Genomic DNA, 22,631 nt, shown 5'->3' on the forward strand with positions numbered 1-22,631 from the left:
ATAAGGAACATAAAAAAACCTCAAAAGATATGGCTTTTGAGGTTTTTTCGTTCATTCAATCGACTAAAATGCCGGCATCCCTCAAAGCACACTCCGCTTCGTCGAGCAGTTCTTCAGATGATGCGCTCAGTGTATGGAGATGGATGCCGCTCGTTAGCTCCGATAAAAAAGATGCATTCGTTGCCGTCACCCTTGAAAGGAATTGCTGGACTTCCTTACGGCTGCTGACCATGATGGAAGCAGTTAGGTCACCGTATACGGGGTGCTCGATTTTGACATCTTTCACCGTGATGCCGATATCCACGAGTAAATATAGCTCTTCTTGGGTCCGGGAAGGATCGTGTTGGCAAGCAATGATCCGTTCCGGCTTTTGCGTGCTCCCCGTTTGTAAGTACAGATAGCCTTGGCTCGTCGCAATGATAGGCTCATTCCGCGCTTTCAGGAGGGTTATGTCACCAACGATAACCTGCCGGCTTACATTCGTTATCTGCGAAAGCTCGCTGCCTGTTACAGGCTCCGCGCTTGTTTGCAATAAATGTAAGAGTTTCGTCCGTCTTTCTTCCCCGAGTAATTTCTTTCTTTCCATAAACATTCACCTCTTTAATTACAAACATTCTAACACAGATTGGAGGATTTTATCGAATGGCAGCTATTCCTTCGATGCAGTCCGCCAACTTGTGAATGTCGTCGGCCGTCGTGTATTTGCCAAAGGAAAAGCGGACGAATTGATGGGCTTCATCTTCGCTTTTACCAATGGCCATCATCGTTTTTGAAGGATCCTGTTTACCGATTTGACAGGCGCTTCCCGTCGAAACGGCGAATCCTTTCTGGTTTAATTCCAGCATAATGTACTGTCCTTGCAATCCAGCGAAGGTCAGCGCCAGAATGTGAGGCAATTGCTCGTTTTTTGATTCGATGATTTGAAAATCGATTTTCCTATCCGTTAGCCGTTGGATCAATTGCATCCTAAGTGTGGAAATCCGTTTTCGTTCATCTTCCATGATATCCCCCAATTTCTTAGCAGCGGTTACAAAGGAAGCTATTCCGGGGACGTCCACTGTTCCTGGTCGGAAACCATATTCATGAGTGATATTCGGGACCGAAGCCTTCAACTGATGGATGGCCGGGAAAATGACGGCCCCAGTCCCTTTTGGACCATAAATCTTATGACTGGAAACGGAAAGTCCATCACATGAGGCAGCTATCTTGCCAAGCGGTAATTTAGCAAATGATTGGACACAATCCACATGAAAAAAGGCCTGGTGTTTACGAACGATTTCACTTATTTGCTCAATGGGTTGAATGACCCCGATTTCCGAATTCACATGCTGGACAATGACCAAGCATGTTTTCTCCGACATACATTCCTGGAGATGTTCAATATCAACACGGCCATCTTCCAAATGCCGTAAATAAGTAACCTCGAAGCCATCTTGTTCAAGCTTCGTCACGAGGTTGGCAAGAGATGCATGTTCAGTTCGGCTTACGATCAAGTGGTTCTGCCAGGATGGTTTCGAAGCGATGAATGTATCAATGGCAAGCATGTTGCTTTCTGATCCGCCGCTCGTAAAGATGATTCCTTCCTTTTTTATGTTCAGCATTTCTGCGAGTTGCTGTCGTGACATATCCAATAAACGTGCCGCCTCAGAGCCAATATCATGCAAACTGCTCGCATTCCCGAAAAACTTCCGGGATGCTTGGCTGAATACGTCGAGAGCCTCCTCATCAATCGGAGTTGTAGCGGCATAATCCAAATAAATCAAGAAATCACTTCCATCCTTTAATCTTAAAAAACTTCTTGATAATAGTTTAATAATATGTAAATATAGTTGTCAAGACACCTGTCATAAACAGGAGGAATGAAATAATGGTAAAAGCGGAAATCATCGTGATAGGCAGCGGTATTGCTGCCTTGAAAACGGCATTGGAAGCAAGTGAACATAAGCATGTGATACTCATCACAAAATCAAATATCCGTCATGGCAATTCTTATTTAGCTCAGGGCGGGATTGCTGCTGCGATATCTGATCGTGACAGAGTATCCTTACATAAAAAAGATACGCTGGCGGCTGGTCAGCGATATAACAAGGTGAAGGCAGTGGAAAAACTCGTCGAAGAGGCACCTTCGGTAATAGCTGATCTTATTGAATCGGGTATGCGATTTGACCATGATCATGACGGAACACTATTGCTTGGCATGGAGGGCGCCCACAGTGAACGAAGAATCCTCCATAGTCACGGAGATGCTACCGGGAAGTACATGATGGAACATCTTATAGGGTGCTTGAAAAAATCATCGATTACTGTGCTGGAGAATGTTGCTGCAGTGGAGTTGATCATCGGGAAAGATGATTCCTGCATAGGGGTCAAAACACTTGATAAGGCAGGTAATCTTGCTGCATATCATGCTGAACAGACGGTTTTGGCTACAGGCGGCTGTGGTTCCCTATACCATTTCACTTCAAATTCACAAACGGTATCAGGTGATGGAATTGCACTTGCATTCAAGGCCGGGGCAAAAGTTCGTGACATGGAATTCATTCAGTTCCATCCGACCCTGCTTTTTGTGAATGGCAAAGCGCAAGGGCTGGTTTCAGAAGCGGTCCGCGGGGATGGTGCGAGATTAGTGACGGAAATGGGAAGGCCGATCATGGAGGATGTCCATAGCTTGAAGGATCTAGCTCCAAGGCATATTGTGGCACAAACGATTTTTTCTTATTTGCAGCGCGGTGAAAAGGTATTTTTGGATATTTCGATGATTAAGGATTTTAAGATTCGTTTTCCGACAGTGAGCTCATTATGTGAAAAAAGCGGGCTGGACCTTCAATCGGGGAAAATCCCCGTTGCACCTGGAAACCATTTTCTAATGGGAGGAATTGAAGTGGATGAATTCGGGCAGACCTCAGTTCCTTCTTTGTTTGCTGTTGGTGAAGTAGCGTGCACGGGTGTACATGGTGCTAACCGATTGGCAAGCAATTCACTTCTCGAAGGGCTGGTTTTTGGAAATACACTTGGCCGTTTCCTTGCTAAAGTGCCGGCAAGGGCGATACCGGAAGAAAAAGAGCAGTTCAAGAGTTCCAGTCCGGTTACCTTTTTACCTGATCTCACGACATTGCAGGAAAAATTAATGAACGAAGCGGGAATCGTTCGAGATGAAGCGGGATTAACTCGACTGAAGGATTATCTTGAGACATTTAATATCGAAAAATTGCTGCATTTGGAAGTAACGGAATTAACGATAGAAGAAATAACGAAAATAAATGCCATGATAGTGGCGTGGCTGATTGCCGAATCTGCATTGACCAGAACGGAAAGCAGGGGCGGTCATTTCCGCAGTGACTATCCAAGCGAAGATGACGCCAAATGGCTTGAAAATTCGGTTATCCTTGCTTGCACCGATGTGAAAAACCGAGTGAAAGGGAGACGACTATATGAATATATTGAAGCTTAAGCAGATGCTGCAACAATTTTTATTGGAAGATATAGGGGAATGCGATGTAACGAGTGATACGATTTTCGATCAAGGTGAACAAGGGACTTTGACATTCATCGCAAAAGAAGGCGGGGTCTTTAGTGGAGGGGACGTCATCAAGACGGGATTTGTATTATTGGATGAGCAAATCGAGGTTTTCCTTTTTGTTCAAGATGGCGAAGTCTTTGAAGAAGGACAGCAGCTTGCAAGAATGACCGGCGATATGGCATCTCTTTTAAAAGGGGAACGGGTCGTTTTGAATTTAGTGCAGCGTATGTCCGGCATTGCTACACAGGCTAATAAAGCTGCCATGATTTTAGCGGGGACGAAGACGAGAGCTTGTGATACGAGGAAAACTACACCTGGCCTGCGGATGCTTGAAAAGTATGCGGTCCGTTCCGGCGGGGCATACAATCACAGAAATGGTCTGTATGATGCAGTCATGATAAAGGACAACCATATTTCTTTCGCTGGGTCCATAACGAAAGCGGTTCAAACGGTAAAATCCAAACTGGGACATACCACTAAAGTGGAAGTGGAAACGGAATCGCCACAACAGGTGCTTGAAGCAGTGGAAGCCGGTGCAGATATCATCATGTTCGATAATCGAAGCCCAGAAGAAATCAAGCAACTGATTAAATTGGTTCCCGCCCACGTCATAACTGAAGCTTCTGGAGGGATCAATTTAGACAATCTAGCCTCATATCGGGAAACAGGGGTAGATTATATTTCGTTGGGCAGCTTGACCCACAGTGTAAGGGCACTTGATATTAGCGCAAAGGTCAAAGAATGTGAGGGGATATTGAAATGAACATATTGGAAATGGCTAAAACAGCAGGAAATGCATTGCCTGAAACGTATAAAACGATGACAAAGGAAGAGATGGAGAATCGGGTCCGGGACATTAAGGAACGACTGGGAAACCGCCTTTATATCCCAGGTCATCATTATCAACGGGAGGAAGTCATTCAATTTTCGGATTCAACGGGAGATTCACTTCAATTGGCTCAGCTTTCAGCGCAAAATCGCGAAGCGGATTATATCGTGTTTTGCGGTGTGCATTTCATGGCTGAAACAGCTGATATTTTGACGGAAGAAGGGCAGACGGTTATCCTTCCTGACATGCGTGCAGGCTGCTCCATGGCGGATATGGCGGATATTGAACAAACGGAACGGGCTTGGACAAAGCTTCAGGATTTATTTGGCGATACGATCCTTCCGCTAACTTATGTTAATTCCACCGCGGCCATCAAAGCATTTGTAGGTAAAAATGGCGGGGCGACAGTGACTTCTTCCAATGCACAAGGGATGGTCTCGTGGGCACTTTCGCAAAAGGAAAGGATCCTTTTTCTTCCCGATCAGCATCTTGGTAGGAATACAGCCTTTGACCTTGGCATCTCATTGACTGAAATGGCTGTCTGGGATCCGCATAAGGATGAATTGATTTATGATGGGGAACTCGAAGATCTGAAGGTACTTCTTTGGAAAGGACATTGTTCAGTCCATGAAAATTTCACCACAACTAATATTGAAACGCTTCGAGCGGAGCAGCCTGAAATGAATATCATCGTTCATCCCGAATGCCGCCGTGAGGTAGTCGCCCTTTCAGATTATGCGGGTTCGACATCGTACATCATCAATATGATCGAAAGAGCAGAACCAGGCAGTTCCTGGGCAATCGGAACGGAAATGAACCTTGTCAAGCGACTTATCGCCAATAATCCTGACAAGAACATCATCTCGTTAAATCCGAATATGTGTCCATGTCTTACGATGAACCGAATTGATCTGCCTCACCTGCTTTGGGCACTTGAATCCATTGAAGAAGGTATAATCATCAATCCGATCAAAGTGGAGAAGAACATTGCGGATAATGCAATCCTAGCTTTAAACAGAATGCTGGAACGCGTTTGAGTCAGTGCTTTCTAAAAAGACTTTGGATCATAAGAAAAAGAGGGGCAATACCCCTTTGAGTTTGTCCGCTTGATGTGGATTGGAATGGTTTTGTCCCATATCCCTATTACAATTTTATCAAAGAATTATTGCCATGACTTTAAAACAAGACCGAGTAATCCATGTATTTTTACTGTTTTAGCTGAACCTCACAGGATTGAAGAAATTTGCGACACCCCTGCTGAATAGCTGACTAGCCTAGACCCTACAGACGCTTGGCAGACAGTCGGCGGAAAGGGAGCGGATTTCTGAAATCAACTGCAATTTTTAACATGAAAAAAGTAGACAAACTCGCTTTTCTTCGAATTTGTCTACAATCTGAAGGGGGGATAAGCCCCCCTTTTTTCTTTTAATCTAAACAGGTAAGAACTTTTAAAGGTTACTCGCTTTAAAAGTATTACCTTCATTCATATCCCCGGATTTAAAACCTTTATTGAACCACCGTTTTCTCTGTTCGGATGTACCGTGCGTGAAGCTGTCCGGAACCACATACCCCTGCGCCTTTTCTTGGATACGGTCATCCCCCACACCACTTGCTGCATTCAAGGCCTCCTCAAGATCGCCTTTTTCAAGCAAATTCTCTCCTTGGACATGATGTGCCCAAACTCCAGCCAAATAATCGGCCTGTAGTTCAAGACGGACAGAATACCTATTATATTCAGTCTCGCTGACCTGTGAACGATCGGGCATTTCCTTTTCCGTTGTCCCTAAAAGTGTCTGAACGTGATGTCCGACTTCGTGGGCAATAACATAGGCCATGGCGAAATCACCAGGTGCCTGGAACTCTTGCTTCAACTCTTGATAAAAGCTGAGATCAATATATAGTTTCATGTCACCCGGACAATAAAATGGCCCTACGGAAGAAGCTGCCATTCCGCATGCCGATTCGACACTGCCTGAATACAGGACAAGGTTCGGTTTCTTATATTCCAGTCCATTTTTTCGGAATTCTTCTGTCCAGACCTGCTCCGTTTCTGCAAGGACGACAGATACGAACTGCGCAAGTTCCTTCTCTTCATCAGTCTCGACATAAGTGCTGCCATTGTTCGATTCAGTAGAATTCAAACTGCCTAGCAATTCGCTAGGATTACCGCCAAGAAGCGTCACGATCAAGACAATTACCAATCCGATTCCTCCGCCGATTCCGGCCATGCCTTTTCCGCTCATGCCTCTTCTGTCCTCGACGTTCGAGCTGCCCTGTCTACCTTTCCATTTCATTATTATTCCCCCCAGGGATGTAAGATAAGTACCTGAAGACAAAGCCTTAGGTCATTTACTTTCTTATACCCGGATTACCCTGAGTTTAGACAGAAGTTTGAAAGAGCGTTTCATAACATGATGGCTTCAAACCTAAAAGCCATTGCCTCCTTTTTTTAGAATGAAGGCAATGGTCCCAATTAAATTTCCTTTTTGAAGATGTCATATCATTTAGTTCCTCTCCAAAAAAGTACCTTCCATTTCTCTAAATCATTGATCCAATCATAAATGTCATTTTTCAAGCATAAGTTTTCATGATAAAAATAATAGCAATTCACCCACTGCTTCATAGAATATATGGACATATGCACAGGAGGGGTTAACAGCGTGAAAATTCATATAGTCCAAAAAGGCGATACACTTTGGAAACTCGCCAAAAAATACGGCGTCAGTTTTGAAGAACTTAAAAAAGTTAACGCGCAATTGAGCAACCCGGATATGATGATGCCCGGAATGAAAATTAAAATACCAGGGACATCCGGAGCTGTAATAAAAGAAACGGCTAAACCAAACGTGAATATTCAACCGGGAATTAAAGAATCCCAAATTCAACCGTACCAGGCTCAGCCAGCGCCTATAAAAGAACAGCCAATTATGCAAAAACCGGCTGTTAAAGAACAGCCGATGTTTCAACAGCCGGTAAAAGAACAGCCGAAATTTCAGCAGCCGGTAAAAGAACAGCCGAAATTTCAACAGCCGGTAAAAGAACAGCCGAAATTTCAGCAGCCGATGAAAGAGCAGCCGAAATTTCAGCAGCCGGTAAAAGAGCAGCCGAAATATCAACAGCCGGTAAAAGAACAGCCGAAATATCAACAGCCGATAAAAGAGCAACCAATCGTTCAACAGCCAGTGAAGGAAAAACCAGTTAAGAAAGAGCAGCAGATCATTCCGCCAAAGCCAATCATTAAAGAAAAGCAAAAAATCGTTCCAAAAGAAATTCCGGTGCCCATGCCGGTGATTCCGGAAATCGATATCAATAATTACTATATGGTCAACATGACCAATATGAGTGTGCAAAAGCCTCCTGCACCACCACCTTTACCAAAGAAAAAAGAAGAGCCGGTAGCCACTAAAAAGAAGAAAAAGCCAGCTGTACAGCCAGCACAGGAATACATTGAGCCGGTGGATGATTGTATTCCAGTAACACCAATTTTGCCCGGAAGCGGTTATTGCATTCAGCCGCCACCGTGGGCGCAGATGCATATGCAAGCTCCGTATCAAGGAGTTCCAGGGTATCAGACGGCTCCGGAAACATATGGTTATCATATGATGGAAGAGAGCTCTGATATTTGGGGCGAATCCCCTGACATGGAAATGATGGATCAAGGATTCGTTCAAGGGGCGAGCATGAATATACCAAGCCAGCAACAATATCCATATCAAGCCTCCGCACCGGTTCCGCACCATTACTATGGAGGGATGAATCAACAAGCACAAGTAGCAGGTTCATATATGCAGCAAGATTATGAGTCACCAGGCGAATCGCCATCTTCATACAACAATAACTATAACTTCCCTCAGCAGTATAACCAGGCTGCCGGTGAGGAAGAGGAAGAGGAAGATTGCGGCTGTAATAAGGGGTTACTTGGAACTTATGGGCCGGAAGTGAAAGGACAGTATCAAGGGAACCAAAAAATGGATACCAATGCACATCACCATCCAGATTATCACCAATATCAATCCGTTCAGTCACAGCAGCAACAGGCCCCATACCAAGGGATGTCGCTAAATGAGTCTCAAATGGAGAAAGAGATGCAACAATATGAAGAAGAGTCAGTAGAATCGGCTCAATATGAAGGATTCATGATGATGGGCGGCCAAAGCGGTGGTCAGCCGAACATGATGATGGGCGGCCAAAGCGGTGGTCAGCCGAACATGATGATGGGCGGCCAAAGCGGTGGTCAGCCGAACATGATGATGGGCGGCCAAAACGGAGGTCAGCCGGACATGATGATGGGCGGCGGCCAAAACGGTGATCAGCCGGACATGATGATGGGCGGCCAAAACGGAGGTCAGCCGGACATGATGATGGGCAGCCAAAACGGTGGTCAGCCGGACATGATGATGGGCGGCCAAAACGGAGGTCAGCCGGACATGATGATGGGCGGCCAAAACGGAGGTCAGCCGGACATGATGATGGGCAGCCAAAACGGTGGTCAGCCAGACATGATGATGGGCGGCCAAAACGAAGGTCAGCCAGGCATGATGATGGGCAGTCAAAACGGAGGTCTACCAGGAATAAAAGAGATTCAATTAGGAGGTCCTCCATTCATGATGGGCGGTCAAAACGGAGGTCAGCCAGGTATGATGATGGGCGGCCAAAACGGAGGCCAGCCAGGTATGATGATGGGCGGCCAAAACGGAGGTCAGCCAGGCATGATGATGGGCGGCCAAAACGGAGGTCAGCCAGGCATGATGATGGGCGGCCAAAACGGAGGCCAGCCAGGCATGATGATGGGCGGCCAAAACGGAGGTCAGCCAGGCATGATGATGGGCGGCCAAAACGGAGGTCAGCCAGGTATGATGGGCGGTCAAAATGGAGGTCAGCCAGGTATGATGATGGGCGGTCAAAACGGAGGCCAGCCAGGTATGATGATGGGCGGCCAAAATGGAGGTCCTCCATTCATGATGGGCGGTCAAAACGGAGGTCAGCCAGGTATGATGGGCGGTCAAAATGGAGGTCAGCCAGGTATGATGATGGGCGGCCAAAACGGAGGTCAGCCAGGTATGATGATGGGCGGCCAAAACGGAAGTCAGCCAGGCATGATGGGCGGTCAAAATGGAGGTCAGCCAGGTATGATGATGGGCGGTCAAACCGGAGGTCCGCCGTGGATGGGCCGTCAAAATGGAAGTCAGCCGTGGATGATGGGCGATCAAAACGGAGGCCAGCCGGGAATGATGGGCGGTCAAACCGGAGGCCAGCCGGGAATGATGCCTAGACAATTTGGTGGTCAGCCGGACATGATGCGCGGTCAGCTAGGGGGGCAACCTGAAGCTATGTTACCTGGACAAATGGGTGGCCAGCCAGGCCAATTCGGGGGAGTTCGTGCGCCTGAAACATTTGGGATACCGACATATGTAGATGAAAGCGATGACTACTAATTATCAAGGAGACAGTGTTTTTAACACTCGTCTCCTCTCTTATTTAAATCGTAAGCCAAGGAATGTCCACCATATTCAAAGCAGTGTCTATTTAATTACTTTTGAAAAGGGTCATTCAATGATCCTTAAAGGATTCGACAGCTTTGAAAAGTGGGATCGGCAAAGGGAATTGACTTCTTTGTTAAAACAAAAGGGTTTTCATCAAACGTATTATATTCATCAGAATTTAATGCCCTTTGAATTTAAAGGGAAATGGTATGGGAGTATGGACTATTTTCCGCCGAGTAAGAAAAAATTCAGATATTCCAATCATAAGGACCGTTTAGAGGGAATTAAGTTACTGGAAAGCTTCCATGATGTGTCGGAACATCTCTCCATTAACGCGCCTGTGTTCAATCAATCAAAAAAGTGGAAAGAACGTTTATCACTTTTTAAAAAGAACTTTTCTTATGTTCGCCAATATGTTTCCGAAGATATTATCAAGGAATGGATTAGATGGGGTGAATGGGCGCTAGAGGGGTTTGATAAAAATCAGTCTTTATGGAATAAGGAAAAGAAAGTAATCATTCATGGTGATTGTGCCCACCATAATTTCTTGCGCAGAGCGGATGGCACTTTGACTTTAATCGATTTTGACCTAATGGCAAATGCCCCGAGGTGCATTGATTATTTACAGTATGCAAATCGAATATCGCATCATTTGGAAGATGCGGCCACCGATCTGTGGGAATTGCCGCAATTGCAAAGGTATGAGTCAGACCCGGCCTTTTTATATGCTTTAACTTATCCTACCGATATTTTCCGTGAATGGAATCGTCTAAATAAAAGTTCTTCCCAGCTTCATTCGGTCTGGAAAATGTCCGTGGAAGGTTTTTCGGAGCGGATGACGATGAATGAAAAATTGGCAAAAAGGATTTCTTCCCTTAATAGGAATTAATACGGGTTTTTGGCCGTATCTTACAGAGTACATTTCCCGTTCGACACCCATGCTAATTATGAGCGTAATATAGCTCATTCAATTGCAATGGGAGGGTTATTGGTGCAGAAAATAAAATGGGCACAGCCGCTTTGTACGGTATTGGCCGCCGTCAGTTTGGTTGGATGTGCTAATAATGATACAGCGGAAAATGAAAATATCACGAATGATACAGGATACCATGAAAAAGATGCATTGGTTCGCAACATCAATTATGAGAATATGGTGCAAGGTTTATACAATAAAGATGATGCGTACAGTAAGAGTGACCGTAACTACCATGGACATGAGAGTAAACCGCTTAAGGCGCGATCATCTTATTATAATTCTTATGAAGGCGCTTTAGCAGACAAAGTCAATGGTGTCGCCAATAAAGTGGAGCCGGTCATCGATACCAGGACGATCATCATGAAAGACGAAATGCTGGTAGCCTTGCTGCTTGATGACTACAGCCAAGCAAAAGATGTTAAAGAAAGAATCAAGAAGGAAATCGGACCGCTTACCAATGGCCGTACCCTATATGTCACCACAGATGAAGGTGTCTATTTCAGGACGATGACACTTGATAACAATCTTCGGGATGGCGACACGAGGGAAATGATCATTTTAGATGCCAATGACATGTTCGATAACCTTAACATTCACGAAAATCACTTGAAATAATTAGTGAGCTGACCCGATATGGAGTCAGCTCTTTTTGATTTTTTTCTGGTTAATAATCCTTATTTGGGTCAAACTACATAAAAAGTAAACGCCTTAAGAGGTGAGTATATTGATTAATCAACTCAGAATCCAATTTTTCATGACGCTTTTCATATTGCCATTTTGCTTAACCGTTTTTGCCGAAGAAACCGTTCAAAAGGAAAATGATCCAATTGAGAGGAAGGTCATTCTTCAGCGTATGTATCTGGATGGCGAGTTAAGTGAAGAGAAATTGACAGAAACCATTTGGTCGATGGAGGACTTTTGGTCAAAATATGAAGGATGGAAAGTAGTCGATCAAAATGAAGAGCAGATTGTCATGAAGAAAATTGAAAATGACATATCTCCGCTCTTAAAAGCGAACGGTTACCTTGGTATGAGGGAAGATGGTACATTATCCATTTTTATCGGAAGGCCTGAGCATGCCAAGATCATTCATACTTTTTACCAAATAGACGTTGGTAAACTAGAAGCATACAAGCAGGAGGAACTGCAAAAAGGGATTCCGATCATGAATAAAGACCAATATAAACAGCTTATTAAAGAATATGAGCCATATTCGGTAAACTAGGGTGGGATGATATCCGATCCTTCAGACTGTAGATAAACTCGATAATAATGGAGTTTGTCTACAGTTTTTTTATATTTACAATTTAACTGTTGATTTCCACTGCAGGCACTCGCTTTCTGCGGGCGGTCCGCTCTCGGAGCCTTTCTGCCTGTGGGGTCTCGCTTGGACGCGTATTTCCGGCAGGAGTCTCGCATACCCATTCCAATTAACATTGTTTTATGGATGACAATGACACCGGAAGTAATGTGAAAGGACTTTGCAGACTATGAAATAACTTTTAATGAACAACACCCCCTTTTTATGATAAAATGAGAGGTACAGCAAAATCAGGGAGAGAATTAATTTGTATGATTATATAAAAGGCAAGGTCGATTATATTGGGCCTGAATACATAGTTGTGGAAAATGGGGGGATCGGATATCAAGTGATGACGCCGAATCCTTTTATTTTTTCCGCTCAATACCAGAAAGAAATTCAAGTTTACCTGTATCATTATGTTCGTGAGGATATGGCAGCATTATATGGATTCCAGACTCGTCAAGAAAAGGCGTTATTCACAAAATTATTGAATGTAACCGGAATCGGGCCGAAGGGTGCTCTAGCCATATTGGCATCAGGCCAGGTTGATCAGGTGGTGCAGGCAATCGAAAATGAAGATGAATCGTTTTTGGTGAAATTCCCGGGAGTCGGAAAGAAAACGGCAAGGCAAATGATCCTCGATTTAAAAGGGAAACTTGAGAATATAATTCCGGATGCGTTTCCAAGCTTGTTTAACGAAGGCGTCACGGCTGCACTAAGTCCAAATGGTTATACAGAGGAATTGGATGAAGCCGTTCTTGCATTGAAGGCTCTTGGTTATTCTGAAAAGGAAGTCCAAAAGGTTGCCAAAAAATTGCAGGCTGAAGATATGACGACCGAGCAATATATTAAGAAAGCATTGCAAATGATGTTAAGATAAGGAGTGGCGCAATGGAGGAGAGAATATTCAATCAGGAAGCCGATTTGAACGAACTGTCCTTTGAACAAAGCCTGCGGCCGCAAAACTTAAAGCAATATATCGGACAGGATAAAGTGAAAGCGAATTTAAGTGTATATATCGAAGCGGCAAGGATGCGTGAAGAAACGCTCGATCATGTACTTTTATATGGACCGCCTGGCCTTGGAAAGACGACGCTTGCCGTCATCATCGCCAATGAAATGGGTGTGAATATCCGCACGACTTCCGGTCCCGCCATTGAGCGGCCGGGAGATCTGGCGGCCATTTTGAGTGCACTTGAACCTGGTGATGTATTGTTCATTGATGAGATTCACCGTCTTCCCCGTGTCGTTGAAGAAGTGCTATACCCGGCTATGGAGGACTTCTGTCTGGATATTGTAGTCGGTAAGGGGCCGGAAGCCCGTTCGATCAGGATCGACTTGCCGCCGTTTACCCTCGTAGGGGCCACGACACGTGCAGGCTCACTTTCTGCACCGCTCAGGGACCGTTTTGGCGTTTTGAGCCGTCTTGAATATTATACGGAAAACCATTTGACTGATATCATCATCCGTACTGCAAGAATCATGGATACGGAAATGGATGATCAAGCAGCGGCAGAGCTTGCAAGAAGATCAAGGGGCACACCAAGAATAGCCAATCGGCTTTTACGGAGGGTCAGGGATTTCGCCCAGGTACGCGGTGATGGTACGATAACGGCCGAGCTTGCCGATTATGCGCTTGAATTAATGCAGGTCGACCGTTTAGGACTCGATCATATTGACCATAAATTACTTAAAGGGATTATTGAAAAATTCCGTGGCGGGCCCGTGGGTCTGGAAACGATTGCTGCAACGATTGGCGAAGAGGCACATACGATCGAAGATGTGTATGAACCATATCTGTTACAAGTCGGTTTTCTTCAGCGTACCCCAAGAGGCCGGATGGCAACACAGCTTGTTTATGAGCATTTCGGAATGGAGATGCCTGAATGATGAATATACCAAAGATGGTTATGATTCTGGGTGTGATTATATTCGTGATTGGTTTTGCGATGAAATATATCAGTCTCGGCAGGCTGCCGGGAGATATTTTTCTGAAAAAGGGGAATACGACGTTTTACTTTCCCATCGTTACATCAATCATCGTCAGTGTTGTATTGTCCGCGATTTTTTATTTGATCGGCCGTTTTAAATAATGATTACAGCTTGATAGACACGTAAGGAAGTGGAACAGATGAAATTGGATATGTTTGATTTTCATTTACCGGAGGAACTGATTGCCCAAGTTCCTTTGGAGGATAGGGAAGCAAGTAGATTGATGGTGCTGGACAAAGAAACCGGCAAGCTTCAGCATGATGTATTCAGCCATATCACGGAATATATCAAACCGGGAGATTGCCTGGTGTTGAATGATACGAAGGTGCTTCCGGCCCGGCTTTACGGCAGTAAAGAAGGAACGGGTGCAAAAATAGAAGTCTTGCTGCTTAAGCAAGAGCATGATGATGTATGGGAAACGCTTGTGAAGCCGGCCAAACGGATTAAAGAAGGCTCGACAATCGTTTTTGGCGATGGTAAGCTGAGTGCCGTTTGTACAGGTGTACTTGAGCATGGCGGCCGAATCCTTGAATTTAAATATGAAGGCATATTTTATGAAATACTGGAGAAGCTTGGCGAAATGCCGTTACCTCCCTATATCAAGGAACAACTCGACGACCAGGACCGCTATCAAACGGTTTATGCGCGTGAACGGGGATCTGCAGCCGCACCTACTGCTGGCCTGCATTTTACGGAGGAGTTGCTCGGGAAACTTAAAGAGATGGGTGTCCACATCGCATTCATCACGCTGCATGTCGGGCTTGGTACATTCCGTCCAGTAAGTGTCGACGATATTGATAGCCACGAAATGCATTCCGAATTTTATCAAATGACGGAAGGCACTGCCAGATTACTGAATGATGTGAAAGGAAATGGCGGGAAAATCATTACGGTCGGCACTACTTCCACAAGGACATTGGAAACGATTGCGTCCCGCAATGATGGGGCTTTCAAGGAAGAGAATGGCTGGACGAGCATCTTCATTTATCCTGGTTATGAGTTCAAAGGAATCGATGCGATGATAACGAACTTCCATTTGCCCAAATCGACTTTAATCATGCTGATTTCTGCACTTGCGGGCAGGGAGCATGTCCTTCATGCCTATGAAACGGCTGTGGAAGAAAAATACAGGTTCTTTAGTTTTGGAGATGCAATGTTAATTAAGTAATATAAGAGTGAGAAGCTCTTGAAGGGAGTTATTGCGTTGACTGCAATACGATATGAGTTAATCAAAACATGTAAACAGACAGGGGCACGGCTAGGCCGGGTCCATACGCCGCATGGTTCTTTCGAAACTCCGGCATTTATGCCGGTTGGAACGATGGCTACTGTCAAAACGATGTCCCCGGAAGATTTGAAACAAATGGGGGCTGGCATCATCCTGAGCAATACGTACCACCTATGGCTGCGTCCGGGGCATGAAATCATCAAGGAAGCTGGCGGATTGCATAAGTTCATGAACTGGGATCGGGCGATTTTGACCGATTCAGGCGGCTTTCAAGTCTTCAGTTTGAGCGAGTTTCGCAAAATTGAAGAAGAGGGCGTGCATTTCAGGAACCATCTGAATGGCGATAAATTATTCTTATCCCCGGAAAAAGCGATGGAAATACAAAATGCACTTGGCTCGGATATTATGATGGCATTTGATGAATGTCCGCCATTTCCGGCGACTGAAGAGTATATGAAGAAGTCGGTTGAACGAACATCACGCTGGGCGGAACGCTGTTTGAATGCACATGAGCGTCCTAATGACCAAGGGCTGTTTGGTATCGTTCAAGGCGGGGAGTTTGAAAACCTTCGCAAACAAAGTGCAAAAGACCTTGTCTCCCTTGACTTCCCGGGTTATGCTATTGGAGGGTTATCCGTTGGGGAACCGAAGGATATCATGAACCGCGTCCTTGAGTTTACAAGTCCGCTGCTGCCAAGTAACAAACCTCGTTACCTGATGGGAGTCGGTTCGCCGGACTCATTGATCGATGGTGCACTCCGCGGTATCGATATGTTTGACTGTGTACTGCCGACGCGAATTGCGCGTAATGGTACGCTCATGACGAGCAATGGGCGGCTGGTTGTGAAAAATGCGAAGTATGCACGCGATTTCGGTCCAATCGATGAAAATTGCGATTGCCATGTTTGCAAGAATTATAGCCGGGCATATATCCGCCATTTGATTAAGTGTGAAGAAACCTTTGGGATTCGTCTTACGACTTACCATAATCTTCATTTTCTGTTAAACTTGATGGAACAGGTCAGACAAGCTATTCGAGAAGATCGTCTTGGAGACTTTAGGGAAGAGTTTTTTGAGCAGTATGGTTTCAATGAACCAAATGCGAGAAACTTCTAATTCCATAAATATTTTAATGAACGAAAGGAGTGAATATAAAAATGGGTTCTTTAACACAAATACTTCCGTTGATTTTAATGTTCGTATTGTTCTATTTCTTATTGATCCGCCCGCAGCAAAAACGTGCAAAGGCTACGCAAAGCATGCAAAGCAGTTTGAAAAAAGGTGATAAAGTTGCTACTATCGGCGGCATGCACGGAACAATCGATGCAATCGATGAACTGCAAATCGTCATTAAATCACCAGACGGTACAAAACTGACGTTTGACCGTGCAGCAATCCGTGAAATTACGGAAAGCGCACCGAATAAAGAAACATCCCTATAAGACAAACGAAAACCGGGCCATGTGCCCGGTTTTTTGCTGTGTTTTTTAATCGGAGCGGGAGTCGGAACTCATGTTGACCCCAAGCACGCCGCCCATCATGGCCGTAATCACAAAACAGCCATAGTATATCCATTGCTTGATGGTGAAAAGTGCATCGTGACCTAAATATTGAAAAAGGAACACGACCAACAGATAAAGCAGCCCAGTGCTCCCGCCCAAGAATAGTCCTTGCTTTTTCCCTTTGCCTCCTGAAATGAATCCACCAATGAACAGCGATAAAAAGGACACGATCATGATCACGTATGTCAGGGATGATTCCGTCAGTGAAGTAAAACGAAGAAGGATGGAAACGATTAAACTAGCAATCATCGCTATGGCAAAGATGGAGCCTACGCCATAAATTACGGCGACACTCATTTTTTTAGTTTCGATGGGTATTCCTCCTTTTTGAAAGGCTGATACGTATAGCCTGTTTATGTGTTTGTACAAGCATATTCCCGATATCGAACCTTTAGACCAGGTTTAGGAAGCTTCCCGCAAAATTAGAAAAGAATATGGAGTAATTTTTCAGTTCCCAAGCCATGCTATGGATGAAGGATGTGGTATTGAAGTGGATATCCTGGCTATTATTTTTAGAACAACAGTGATCTATCTAGTCATCTTAATCCTTTTTCGAATGATGGGTAAGCGGGAAGTTGGGGAATTGAGCATTCTTGATTTAGTGGTATCCATCATGATCGGGGACATTGCCGTCCTTTCCTTTGAAGATTTGGATAGACCATTTTTCAGGCAAATCATTCCGATGTTCGTTCTTGCTTTCATCCAAATAATATTGGCTTTCATTTCATTGAAAAGCATTAGATTTCGAAACATCGTGGACGGTACGCCCCAGATCATCATCAATCAAGGGAAAATAGATGAAAAAGCGATGCGTAAGCAACGATATACTTTCGATGATTTATTGACCCAGCTGCGAGAACAGGGGATTAGTGATTTAAATGAGGTGCAATTCGCAATCCTCGAATCTACCGGGAAGCTTTCGATCATCAAGAATACCAAAGACAAAAGGTCTAAAACCAAGGAAACACCTTTTCCCCTTATAATCGACGGGGAGATACAGGAGAGGAATCTCGATAGAATTGGCAAAAATCATTTTTGGCTCCGGCACCAGTTGAAAAAGCTGGGAGAAACGAAGATTAAAGAGATTTCGATTTGTGGGTACATAGATGGCCAATTTTACATCGACAAAAATGAAACGAAGAAATGACCGAAGCCTTTTAATGCTTCGGTTCATTTTATTTCCAAGCGAATTTTGATAAAAAGCCGCCCACTACAGGAATCCTGATCAGATCCGCCTTTTTTATGCTGCCGGTCATGAGCAGGAAAAATGTGAACAGCAGGATAACGACCGTCACGGAAAGCAAAAGCCGTATGCCAAGAGGCTGTGAGGAGAGCGGGAATTGATAAAGATAATAACCGCCCCACCCGGAAATTAAGGCAAGGACCAATGCTGACATATAGCTGCGGAAATGAAGCGTGAAAGGGACGACCTTCAGCACAGTTGAAAAATGCAGGAAGGTAACGAGCATCGTACCGACGGCTATCCCGATTGCGGCACCCATGATCCCGAAACTTTCCTTTGACGCCAGCAGCCAGATCACACCGATTTTAAGGATGTTACCTGCCAGGCTGTTGAACATTGCTGCCTTTGCAAGATCCAGTGCTTGCAGCATGGATTGCAGCGGATATTGAAAGTAATAAAGGATGAAAAAGGGTGCCAGGAATTTAATGAAAACGGCAGCATGCGAAGAGCCATACATGACTTGTAAAATCGGTTCGGCAAAGATGAACAGAATGACGATAGCTAAACAGCCTGTGATAAAGGTGATTTTCAGGGCCTGCTGAAGCCTGTGTTCAACGAGTGAAAAGTTCCCTGTCGTACGGGCTTCGCTCACTGCCGGGACAAGTGCCGTCGCCAATGATGACGTAACGAAGGAAGGAAGCATGAGTAAAGGCAGGGCGTACCCTGTCAGCTCCCCGTATTGGCTTGTGGCTGCGGCCGCGGTGACTCCGGCGAGTGCCAAACTCTGGGCGACCACTATCGGTTCGAAAAACCACGAAACCGATCCAATCATCCTGCTTCCGGTGGAAGGAAGGGCAATCCCCATCAATTCGGTGAACGTTCCTTTTCCGGATTTGACATTCTTGAAGAAACCCTTTCTGAACTTAAAATGTTTCTTTAATTTAAAGCTGGTCAATAAGTAGATGAGAGATACAAGCTCACCGATAATCGATGCGAACATCGCCCCGGCTGCAGCATATTCGATTCCATATGGCAAAAAGGCCTTTGTCAGGACGGCTATGAAAGTGATTCGGGCCACCTGTTCGATAACTTGTGAGAAAGCGAATGGCTTCATATTTTGCTTGCCTTGGAAATAACCGCGCAGTACGGAAGATATGGCGATGATCGGTACGATAGGGGCAATCGCCATGAGCGGCCATACCGTCCGTTTATCAGTGAATAGGTATTCTGAGAGAGCCGGTGCGAAAAGGAGCATCGCAGGAGTGAAAATCATCGATAGAGTAAAGGTGCAAGCCAAAGAGACGACAAGGATTTTCTTGATTTTCCGTTCATCACCTCTGGCATTTGCCTCAGCCACGTATTTCGAAATGGCGATTGGCAGGCCTAACTGGGTTATGTTCACGACGAGAAAGAGGGTCGGTAAAGCCATCATATATAAACCAACGCCTTCTTCGCCGATGAAGCGGGCGATGACAATGCGGTTAATGAAACCAAGAACCCGTGTAATCAGGCTTGCGATTAATAAAATCAGCGTCCCTTTTAAAAATTTGGACATTGAACTCCCTCCCTGCCTTCTCAAAAAAGCGGTTATGCTATACAATTATCTATATGCTTGTACTTGGACAAAGCATGACAAAAGTGTTTGTTTGCGTTCTAACAAATGATAAGAAACCCTTCTAAGAAAATGCGCATTCATTTGAGAATCATTTTTACTGGAGGCAAAGTGATGGCAAAAAAGAATCATCCCTATCAAAGGTATTATCTAAAGGTGCGTCCATTTTTAAAGAGCAAGCGTGAGGAATTCCAAATGGTCGGATTGAATGCCGTAACGGAGGAAGACATATGGGGAACCTTAACCAAAAATAAATGGAAGCGTCCTCAGGAAAACATTCATATACATGAACTTGTCGCAGATATCGTGACATTTTCGAGCAACCAGTTCATGACCTTCCAAATGGTCGAAGCTTATAAATCACCAAACCTATTTGAGCCGCTTTCTGAAGATGAACTGAAGGAACTTTTGAAAGAATGACGCAAAGATATACTTAAATTGACAGCTGTTTGTATTTGACTCATAATAGATATGGTCATGCTTTTTTTGGAAAAGCATGGAAAGCTGTGTCTTTTTTCTCAAGAAGAAAAGGGCATGCAGTTATCATATGAACAAAAAATGACAGTTTTTTTAACTTCAGGAACAGGCGTATTATAGAAAGGGGCCTACTACATAATGGTAAAAAGAAGCAGGATCGTTGCGTTTTTTCTAATCGCACTTTTGATTTTCGCAGCGATGGGGACGACTTCAAAAGGAATCCTAAAGGATATCAAGCTGGGTCTTGATCTTCAAGGCGGTTTTGAAGTGTTATATGAAGTAAAACCGCTGTCTGGGGAGAAGATCACCCCGGATGTTTTACGGGCTACAGTAAGCTCGCTTGAGCGGCGTGTCAATGTTTTGGGTGTTAGCGAGCCTAACATACAAATCGAAGGGAAAGACCGGATCCGCGTTCAATTGGCTGGGGTCAAAGACCAGAACAACGCTCGGGAAATCCTTTCGACACAAGCTAAATTATCCTTCCGTGATTACAACGATAAGGAAATGATGACCGGGGCCGACCTGAAAGAAGGAGGCGCGAAACAAACGTTCCAAGATAATCAACCGGTTGTTGAAGTCACATTGAAAGATGTGGATAAATTTAAGGACATCACTCAAAAAATATCCACGATGGAAAGTCCGACTAATGTACTTGCAATCTGGCTGGATTTTGAGGAAGGAAAAGATTCCATCAAAGATACCTCTTCACAGGACAATATGATTTCAGCTCCAGCTGTCAGTGAAGTTTTTAATACGAAGAAGGTGTATATTACCGGTCAATTCACGGTTGAAGAAGCGAAAGAGCTTGCAGCCCTTCTGAATGCAGGCGCCCTGCCTGTGGATTTAACAGAAAAGTACTCCACTTCTGTAGGTGCCCAATTCGGTGCAGGTGCACTGAATGATACTATTTTTGCAGGAATCATCGGAATTGCACTTGTTTTTATCTTCATGCTTGTGTATTACCGCTTCCCGGGATTCATTGCAGTCGTTACTTTAAGCATATACATTTTCTTGACTCTATTAGTGTTTGATTGGATGAATGCGGTCCTTACGCTGCCTGGTATTGCGGCATTGGTACTCGGGGTCGGGATGGCTGTCGATGCCAATATCATAACCTATGAGCGAATCAGGGATGAATTGAAACTTGGTAGATCCGTTAAGGCGGCTTATAAAGAAGGTACTAAGAATTCACTTGCTACAATCACGGATGCGAATTTAACGACCCTGCTGGCTGCGGCCGTACTGTTCTATTATGGAACAAGCTCGGTTAAAGGGTTTGCCACCACTTTGATCATTTCGATTTTAATGAGTTTCATTACAGCCGTTTATGGTACACGCCTCTTCATGAGCCTGTGGGTGAATAGCGGGTTCCTCGACAAACGTACAGGATGGTTTGGCGTGAAGAAGAAGCACATTCACGATTTATCCGAGAAGATGGATTTAATGTCATTGCCAACACGCTTTGATAAAATCGATTTCGTCAAACATCGGAAAGTTTTTTATGGCATTTCAATTGGTGTCACCATAATCGGGATCATATTCCTGCTCGTCTTTAGATTGAATCTCGGGATTGATTTCACGAGCGGCACCCGAATCGAGATTGCTTCCAAAGACGTCTTGACGACACAGCAAGTCAAAACCGAAATGGAAAAGGTCGGTATCGACGAAGGGGATATCAAGGATGTCAGGCTCGCTGGACAAGACAATAAGAATGCTGTCGTTCGGACAGTCGGTGTCCTCGATAAACAAGAGATTGCTGAATTGAAGGACCATTTCAAGAAGGATTACGGAGCAGAACCGAATGTCAGCACCGTATCACCGACTGTAGGGAAAGAGCTTGCTAAAAATGCCATGTTTGCGTTAGCGATTGCATCAATCGGAATCATATTGTATGTATCGATACGATTTGAATGGCGAATGGCTGTTCCTGCCGTTGTCGCGCTTATACATGATGCATTCTTCATCATCACGATTTTTAGCTTACTCCGGCTCGAAGTGGATATCACCTTCATTGCTGCGGTTCTGACGATCGTCGGTTATTCGATCAATGATACGATCGTAACCTTTGACCGTATTCGTGAAAACCTACGCTTCAGCCGTAAAATCAAAACCGCCGAAGAGCTTGAGAACATTGTTAACATCAGTATCAGGCAAACTTTGACGAGATCCATTAACACGGTTTTGACCGTTCTCATTACGGTCATCGCATTGATGATCTTCGGTAGTGAAGCTATCCGAAACTTCTCCATTGCCTTGTTCATCGGTTTGATATGCGGCGTTTATTCATCGCTATTGATCGCTTCCCAATTCTGGCTTGATTTAAAAATCAGGGAATTGAAGAAGAAGGGTCCGCTGAATACCGCAAAAGAAAAGAAACAAAGTCTTGAAGGACAAGTTTAATAGGTGAGGGGGGCTGGCATGATGCCAGCCTTCTTTTTGTTAAACTAAGTTTATTGGATAGGGAAT

21 protein-coding genes are annotated in these 22,631 nt (G+C 44.6%); 16 read left to right on the forward strand and 5 right to left on the reverse strand.

Going from position 1 to position 22,631, the window contains the following annotated elements:
* Positions 1-55: 55 nt before the first annotated feature.
* Positions 56-586: a transcription repressor NadR gene (locus ACWF5P_RS03415; RefSeq protein ID WP_101222780.1), complete on the reverse strand. Its 531-nt coding sequence runs from the start codon at positions 584-586 to the stop codon at positions 56-58.
* A gap of 49 nt (positions 587-635) precedes the next feature.
* Positions 636-1,763, reverse strand: a complete 1,128-nt coding sequence (locus ACWF5P_RS03420; RefSeq protein WP_434167492.1) for an IscS subfamily cysteine desulfurase — start codon at positions 1,761-1,763, stop codon at positions 636-638.
* Positions 1,764-1,867: 104 nt separating this feature from the next.
* Between ACWF5P_RS03420 and nadB the strand changes: the two genes are divergently transcribed.
* The 3 genes from nadB to nadA are packed head-to-tail and all read left to right on the forward strand — an operon-like array spanning position 1,868 to position 5,386.
* Positions 1,868-3,451, forward strand: coding sequence for an L-aspartate oxidase (gene nadB, locus ACWF5P_RS03425; RefSeq protein WP_452444591.1), 1,584 nt, complete (start codon positions 1,868-1,870; stop codon positions 3,449-3,451).
* Complete coding sequence (nadC, locus tag ACWF5P_RS03430; protein ID WP_434167490.1) at positions 3,432-4,283, forward strand: carboxylating nicotinate-nucleotide diphosphorylase; 852 nt, start codon at positions 3,432-3,434, stop codon at positions 4,281-4,283. The genes nadB and nadC overlap by 20 nt, the downstream gene beginning before the upstream one ends.
* A complete protein-coding gene (gene nadA, locus ACWF5P_RS03435; RefSeq protein ID WP_434167489.1) occupies positions 4,280-5,386 on the forward strand; it encodes a quinolinate synthase NadA in 1,107 nt (368 codons plus the stop codon). The genes nadC and nadA overlap by 4 nt, the downstream gene beginning before the upstream one ends.
* 411 nt (positions 5,387-5,797) lie before the next feature.
* Here nadA and ypfJ read toward each other — a convergent pair whose 3' ends face one another.
* On the reverse strand, positions 5,798-6,643 hold the full coding sequence (gene ypfJ, locus ACWF5P_RS03440) for a KPN_02809 family neutral zinc metallopeptidase (RefSeq protein ID WP_434167488.1): 846 nt from the start codon (positions 6,641-6,643) through the stop codon (positions 5,798-5,800).
* Between the two features lie 366 nt (positions 6,644-7,009).
* On the opposite strand from ypfJ, the gene safA reads away from it, so the two are divergent.
* The 10 genes from safA to yajC all read left to right on the forward strand — a co-directional run bounded on the left by safA (position 7,010) and on the right by yajC (position 16,773).
* On the forward strand, positions 7,010-9,784 hold the full coding sequence (gene safA, locus ACWF5P_RS03445; RefSeq protein WP_452444592.1) for a SafA/ExsA family spore coat assembly protein: 2,775 nt from the start codon (positions 7,010-7,012) through the stop codon (positions 9,782-9,784).
* Positions 9,774-10,721, forward strand: coding sequence for a phosphotransferase (locus ACWF5P_RS03450; RefSeq protein ID WP_452444593.1), 948 nt, complete (start codon positions 9,774-9,776; stop codon positions 10,719-10,721). Before safA ends, ACWF5P_RS03450 begins: the two co-directional genes overlap by 11 nt.
* A 102-nt stretch (positions 10,722-10,823) precedes the next feature.
* Positions 10,824-11,423: a YhcN/YlaJ family sporulation lipoprotein gene (locus ACWF5P_RS03455; protein WP_157831014.1), complete on the forward strand. Its 600-nt coding sequence runs from the start codon at positions 10,824-10,826 to the stop codon at positions 11,421-11,423.
* Positions 11,424-11,532: 109 nt separating this feature from the next.
* Positions 11,533-12,033 (forward strand): intercompartmental signaling factor BofC, encoded by a 501-nt coding sequence (locus tag ACWF5P_RS03460; RefSeq protein WP_230176806.1) that lies wholly within the window; start codon positions 11,533-11,535, stop codon positions 12,031-12,033.
* Between the two features lie 343 nt (positions 12,034-12,376).
* Positions 12,377-12,991, forward strand: coding sequence for a Holliday junction branch migration protein RuvA (ruvA, locus tag ACWF5P_RS03465; protein ID WP_101222771.1), 615 nt, complete (start codon positions 12,377-12,379; stop codon positions 12,989-12,991).
* A gap of 11 nt (positions 12,992-13,002) precedes the next feature.
* Positions 13,003-14,001 (forward strand): Holliday junction branch migration DNA helicase RuvB, encoded by a 999-nt coding sequence (gene ruvB / locus ACWF5P_RS03470; RefSeq protein WP_034308811.1) that lies wholly within the window; start codon positions 13,003-13,005, stop codon positions 13,999-14,001.
* Positions 13,998-14,204 carry a DUF2905 domain-containing protein gene (locus ACWF5P_RS03475; RefSeq protein ID WP_137020415.1) on the forward strand — a complete coding sequence of 69 codons (207 nt, stop codon included), beginning with the start codon at positions 13,998-14,000 and terminating at the stop codon, positions 14,202-14,204. Before ruvB ends, ACWF5P_RS03475 begins: the two co-directional genes overlap by 4 nt.
* 38 nt (positions 14,205-14,242) lie before the next feature.
* The gene (gene queA, locus ACWF5P_RS03480; RefSeq protein WP_434167484.1) at positions 14,243-15,271 is read left to right on the forward strand and encodes a tRNA preQ1(34) S-adenosylmethionine ribosyltransferase-isomerase QueA; all 1,029 of its coding nucleotides are present in this window, start codon (positions 14,243-14,245) and stop codon (positions 15,269-15,271) included.
* 36 nt (positions 15,272-15,307) lie between these two features.
* A complete protein-coding gene (tgt, locus tag ACWF5P_RS03485; RefSeq protein WP_101222768.1) occupies positions 15,308-16,447 on the forward strand; it encodes a tRNA guanosine(34) transglycosylase Tgt in 1,140 nt (379 codons plus the stop codon).
* 41 nt (positions 16,448-16,488) lie between these two features.
* Positions 16,489-16,773 (forward strand): preprotein translocase subunit YajC, encoded by a 285-nt coding sequence (yajC, locus tag ACWF5P_RS03490; RefSeq protein WP_452444594.1) that lies wholly within the window; start codon positions 16,489-16,491, stop codon positions 16,771-16,773.
* A 45-nt stretch (positions 16,774-16,818) separates the two neighbouring features.
* Here the strand turns inward: yajC and ACWF5P_RS03495 are convergent, their stop codons facing one another.
* The gene (locus ACWF5P_RS03495) at positions 16,819-17,190 is read right to left on the reverse strand and encodes a TIGR04086 family membrane protein (RefSeq protein WP_170971607.1); all 372 of its coding nucleotides are present in this window, start codon (positions 17,188-17,190) and stop codon (positions 16,819-16,821) included.
* Positions 17,191-17,359: 169 nt separating this feature from the next.
* On the opposite strand from ACWF5P_RS03495, the gene ACWF5P_RS03500 reads away from it, so the two are divergent.
* The gene (locus ACWF5P_RS03500) at positions 17,360-18,040 is read left to right on the forward strand and encodes a DUF421 domain-containing protein (RefSeq protein WP_230176809.1); all 681 of its coding nucleotides are present in this window, start codon (positions 17,360-17,362) and stop codon (positions 18,038-18,040) included.
* A gap of 28 nt (positions 18,041-18,068) precedes the next feature.
* Here the strand turns inward: ACWF5P_RS03500 and spoVB are convergent, their stop codons facing one another.
* On the reverse strand, positions 18,069-19,631 hold the full coding sequence (gene spoVB, locus ACWF5P_RS03505; RefSeq protein WP_101222766.1) for a stage V sporulation protein B: 1,563 nt from the start codon (positions 19,629-19,631) through the stop codon (positions 18,069-18,071).
* A 171-nt stretch (positions 19,632-19,802) separates the two neighbouring features.
* On the opposite strand from spoVB, the gene ACWF5P_RS03510 reads away from it, so the two are divergent.
* Complete coding sequence (locus ACWF5P_RS03510) at positions 19,803-20,108, forward strand: post-transcriptional regulator (protein ID WP_157831013.1); 306 nt, start codon at positions 19,803-19,805, stop codon at positions 20,106-20,108.
* A gap of 195 nt (positions 20,109-20,303) precedes the next feature.
* Complete coding sequence (gene secDF / locus ACWF5P_RS03515) at positions 20,304-22,565, forward strand: protein translocase subunit SecDF (protein ID WP_402938702.1); 2,262 nt, start codon at positions 20,304-20,306, stop codon at positions 22,563-22,565.
* Positions 22,566-22,631: the final 66 nt, after the last annotated feature.

Source organism: Peribacillus sp. NPDC055009, assembly GCF_053608705.1.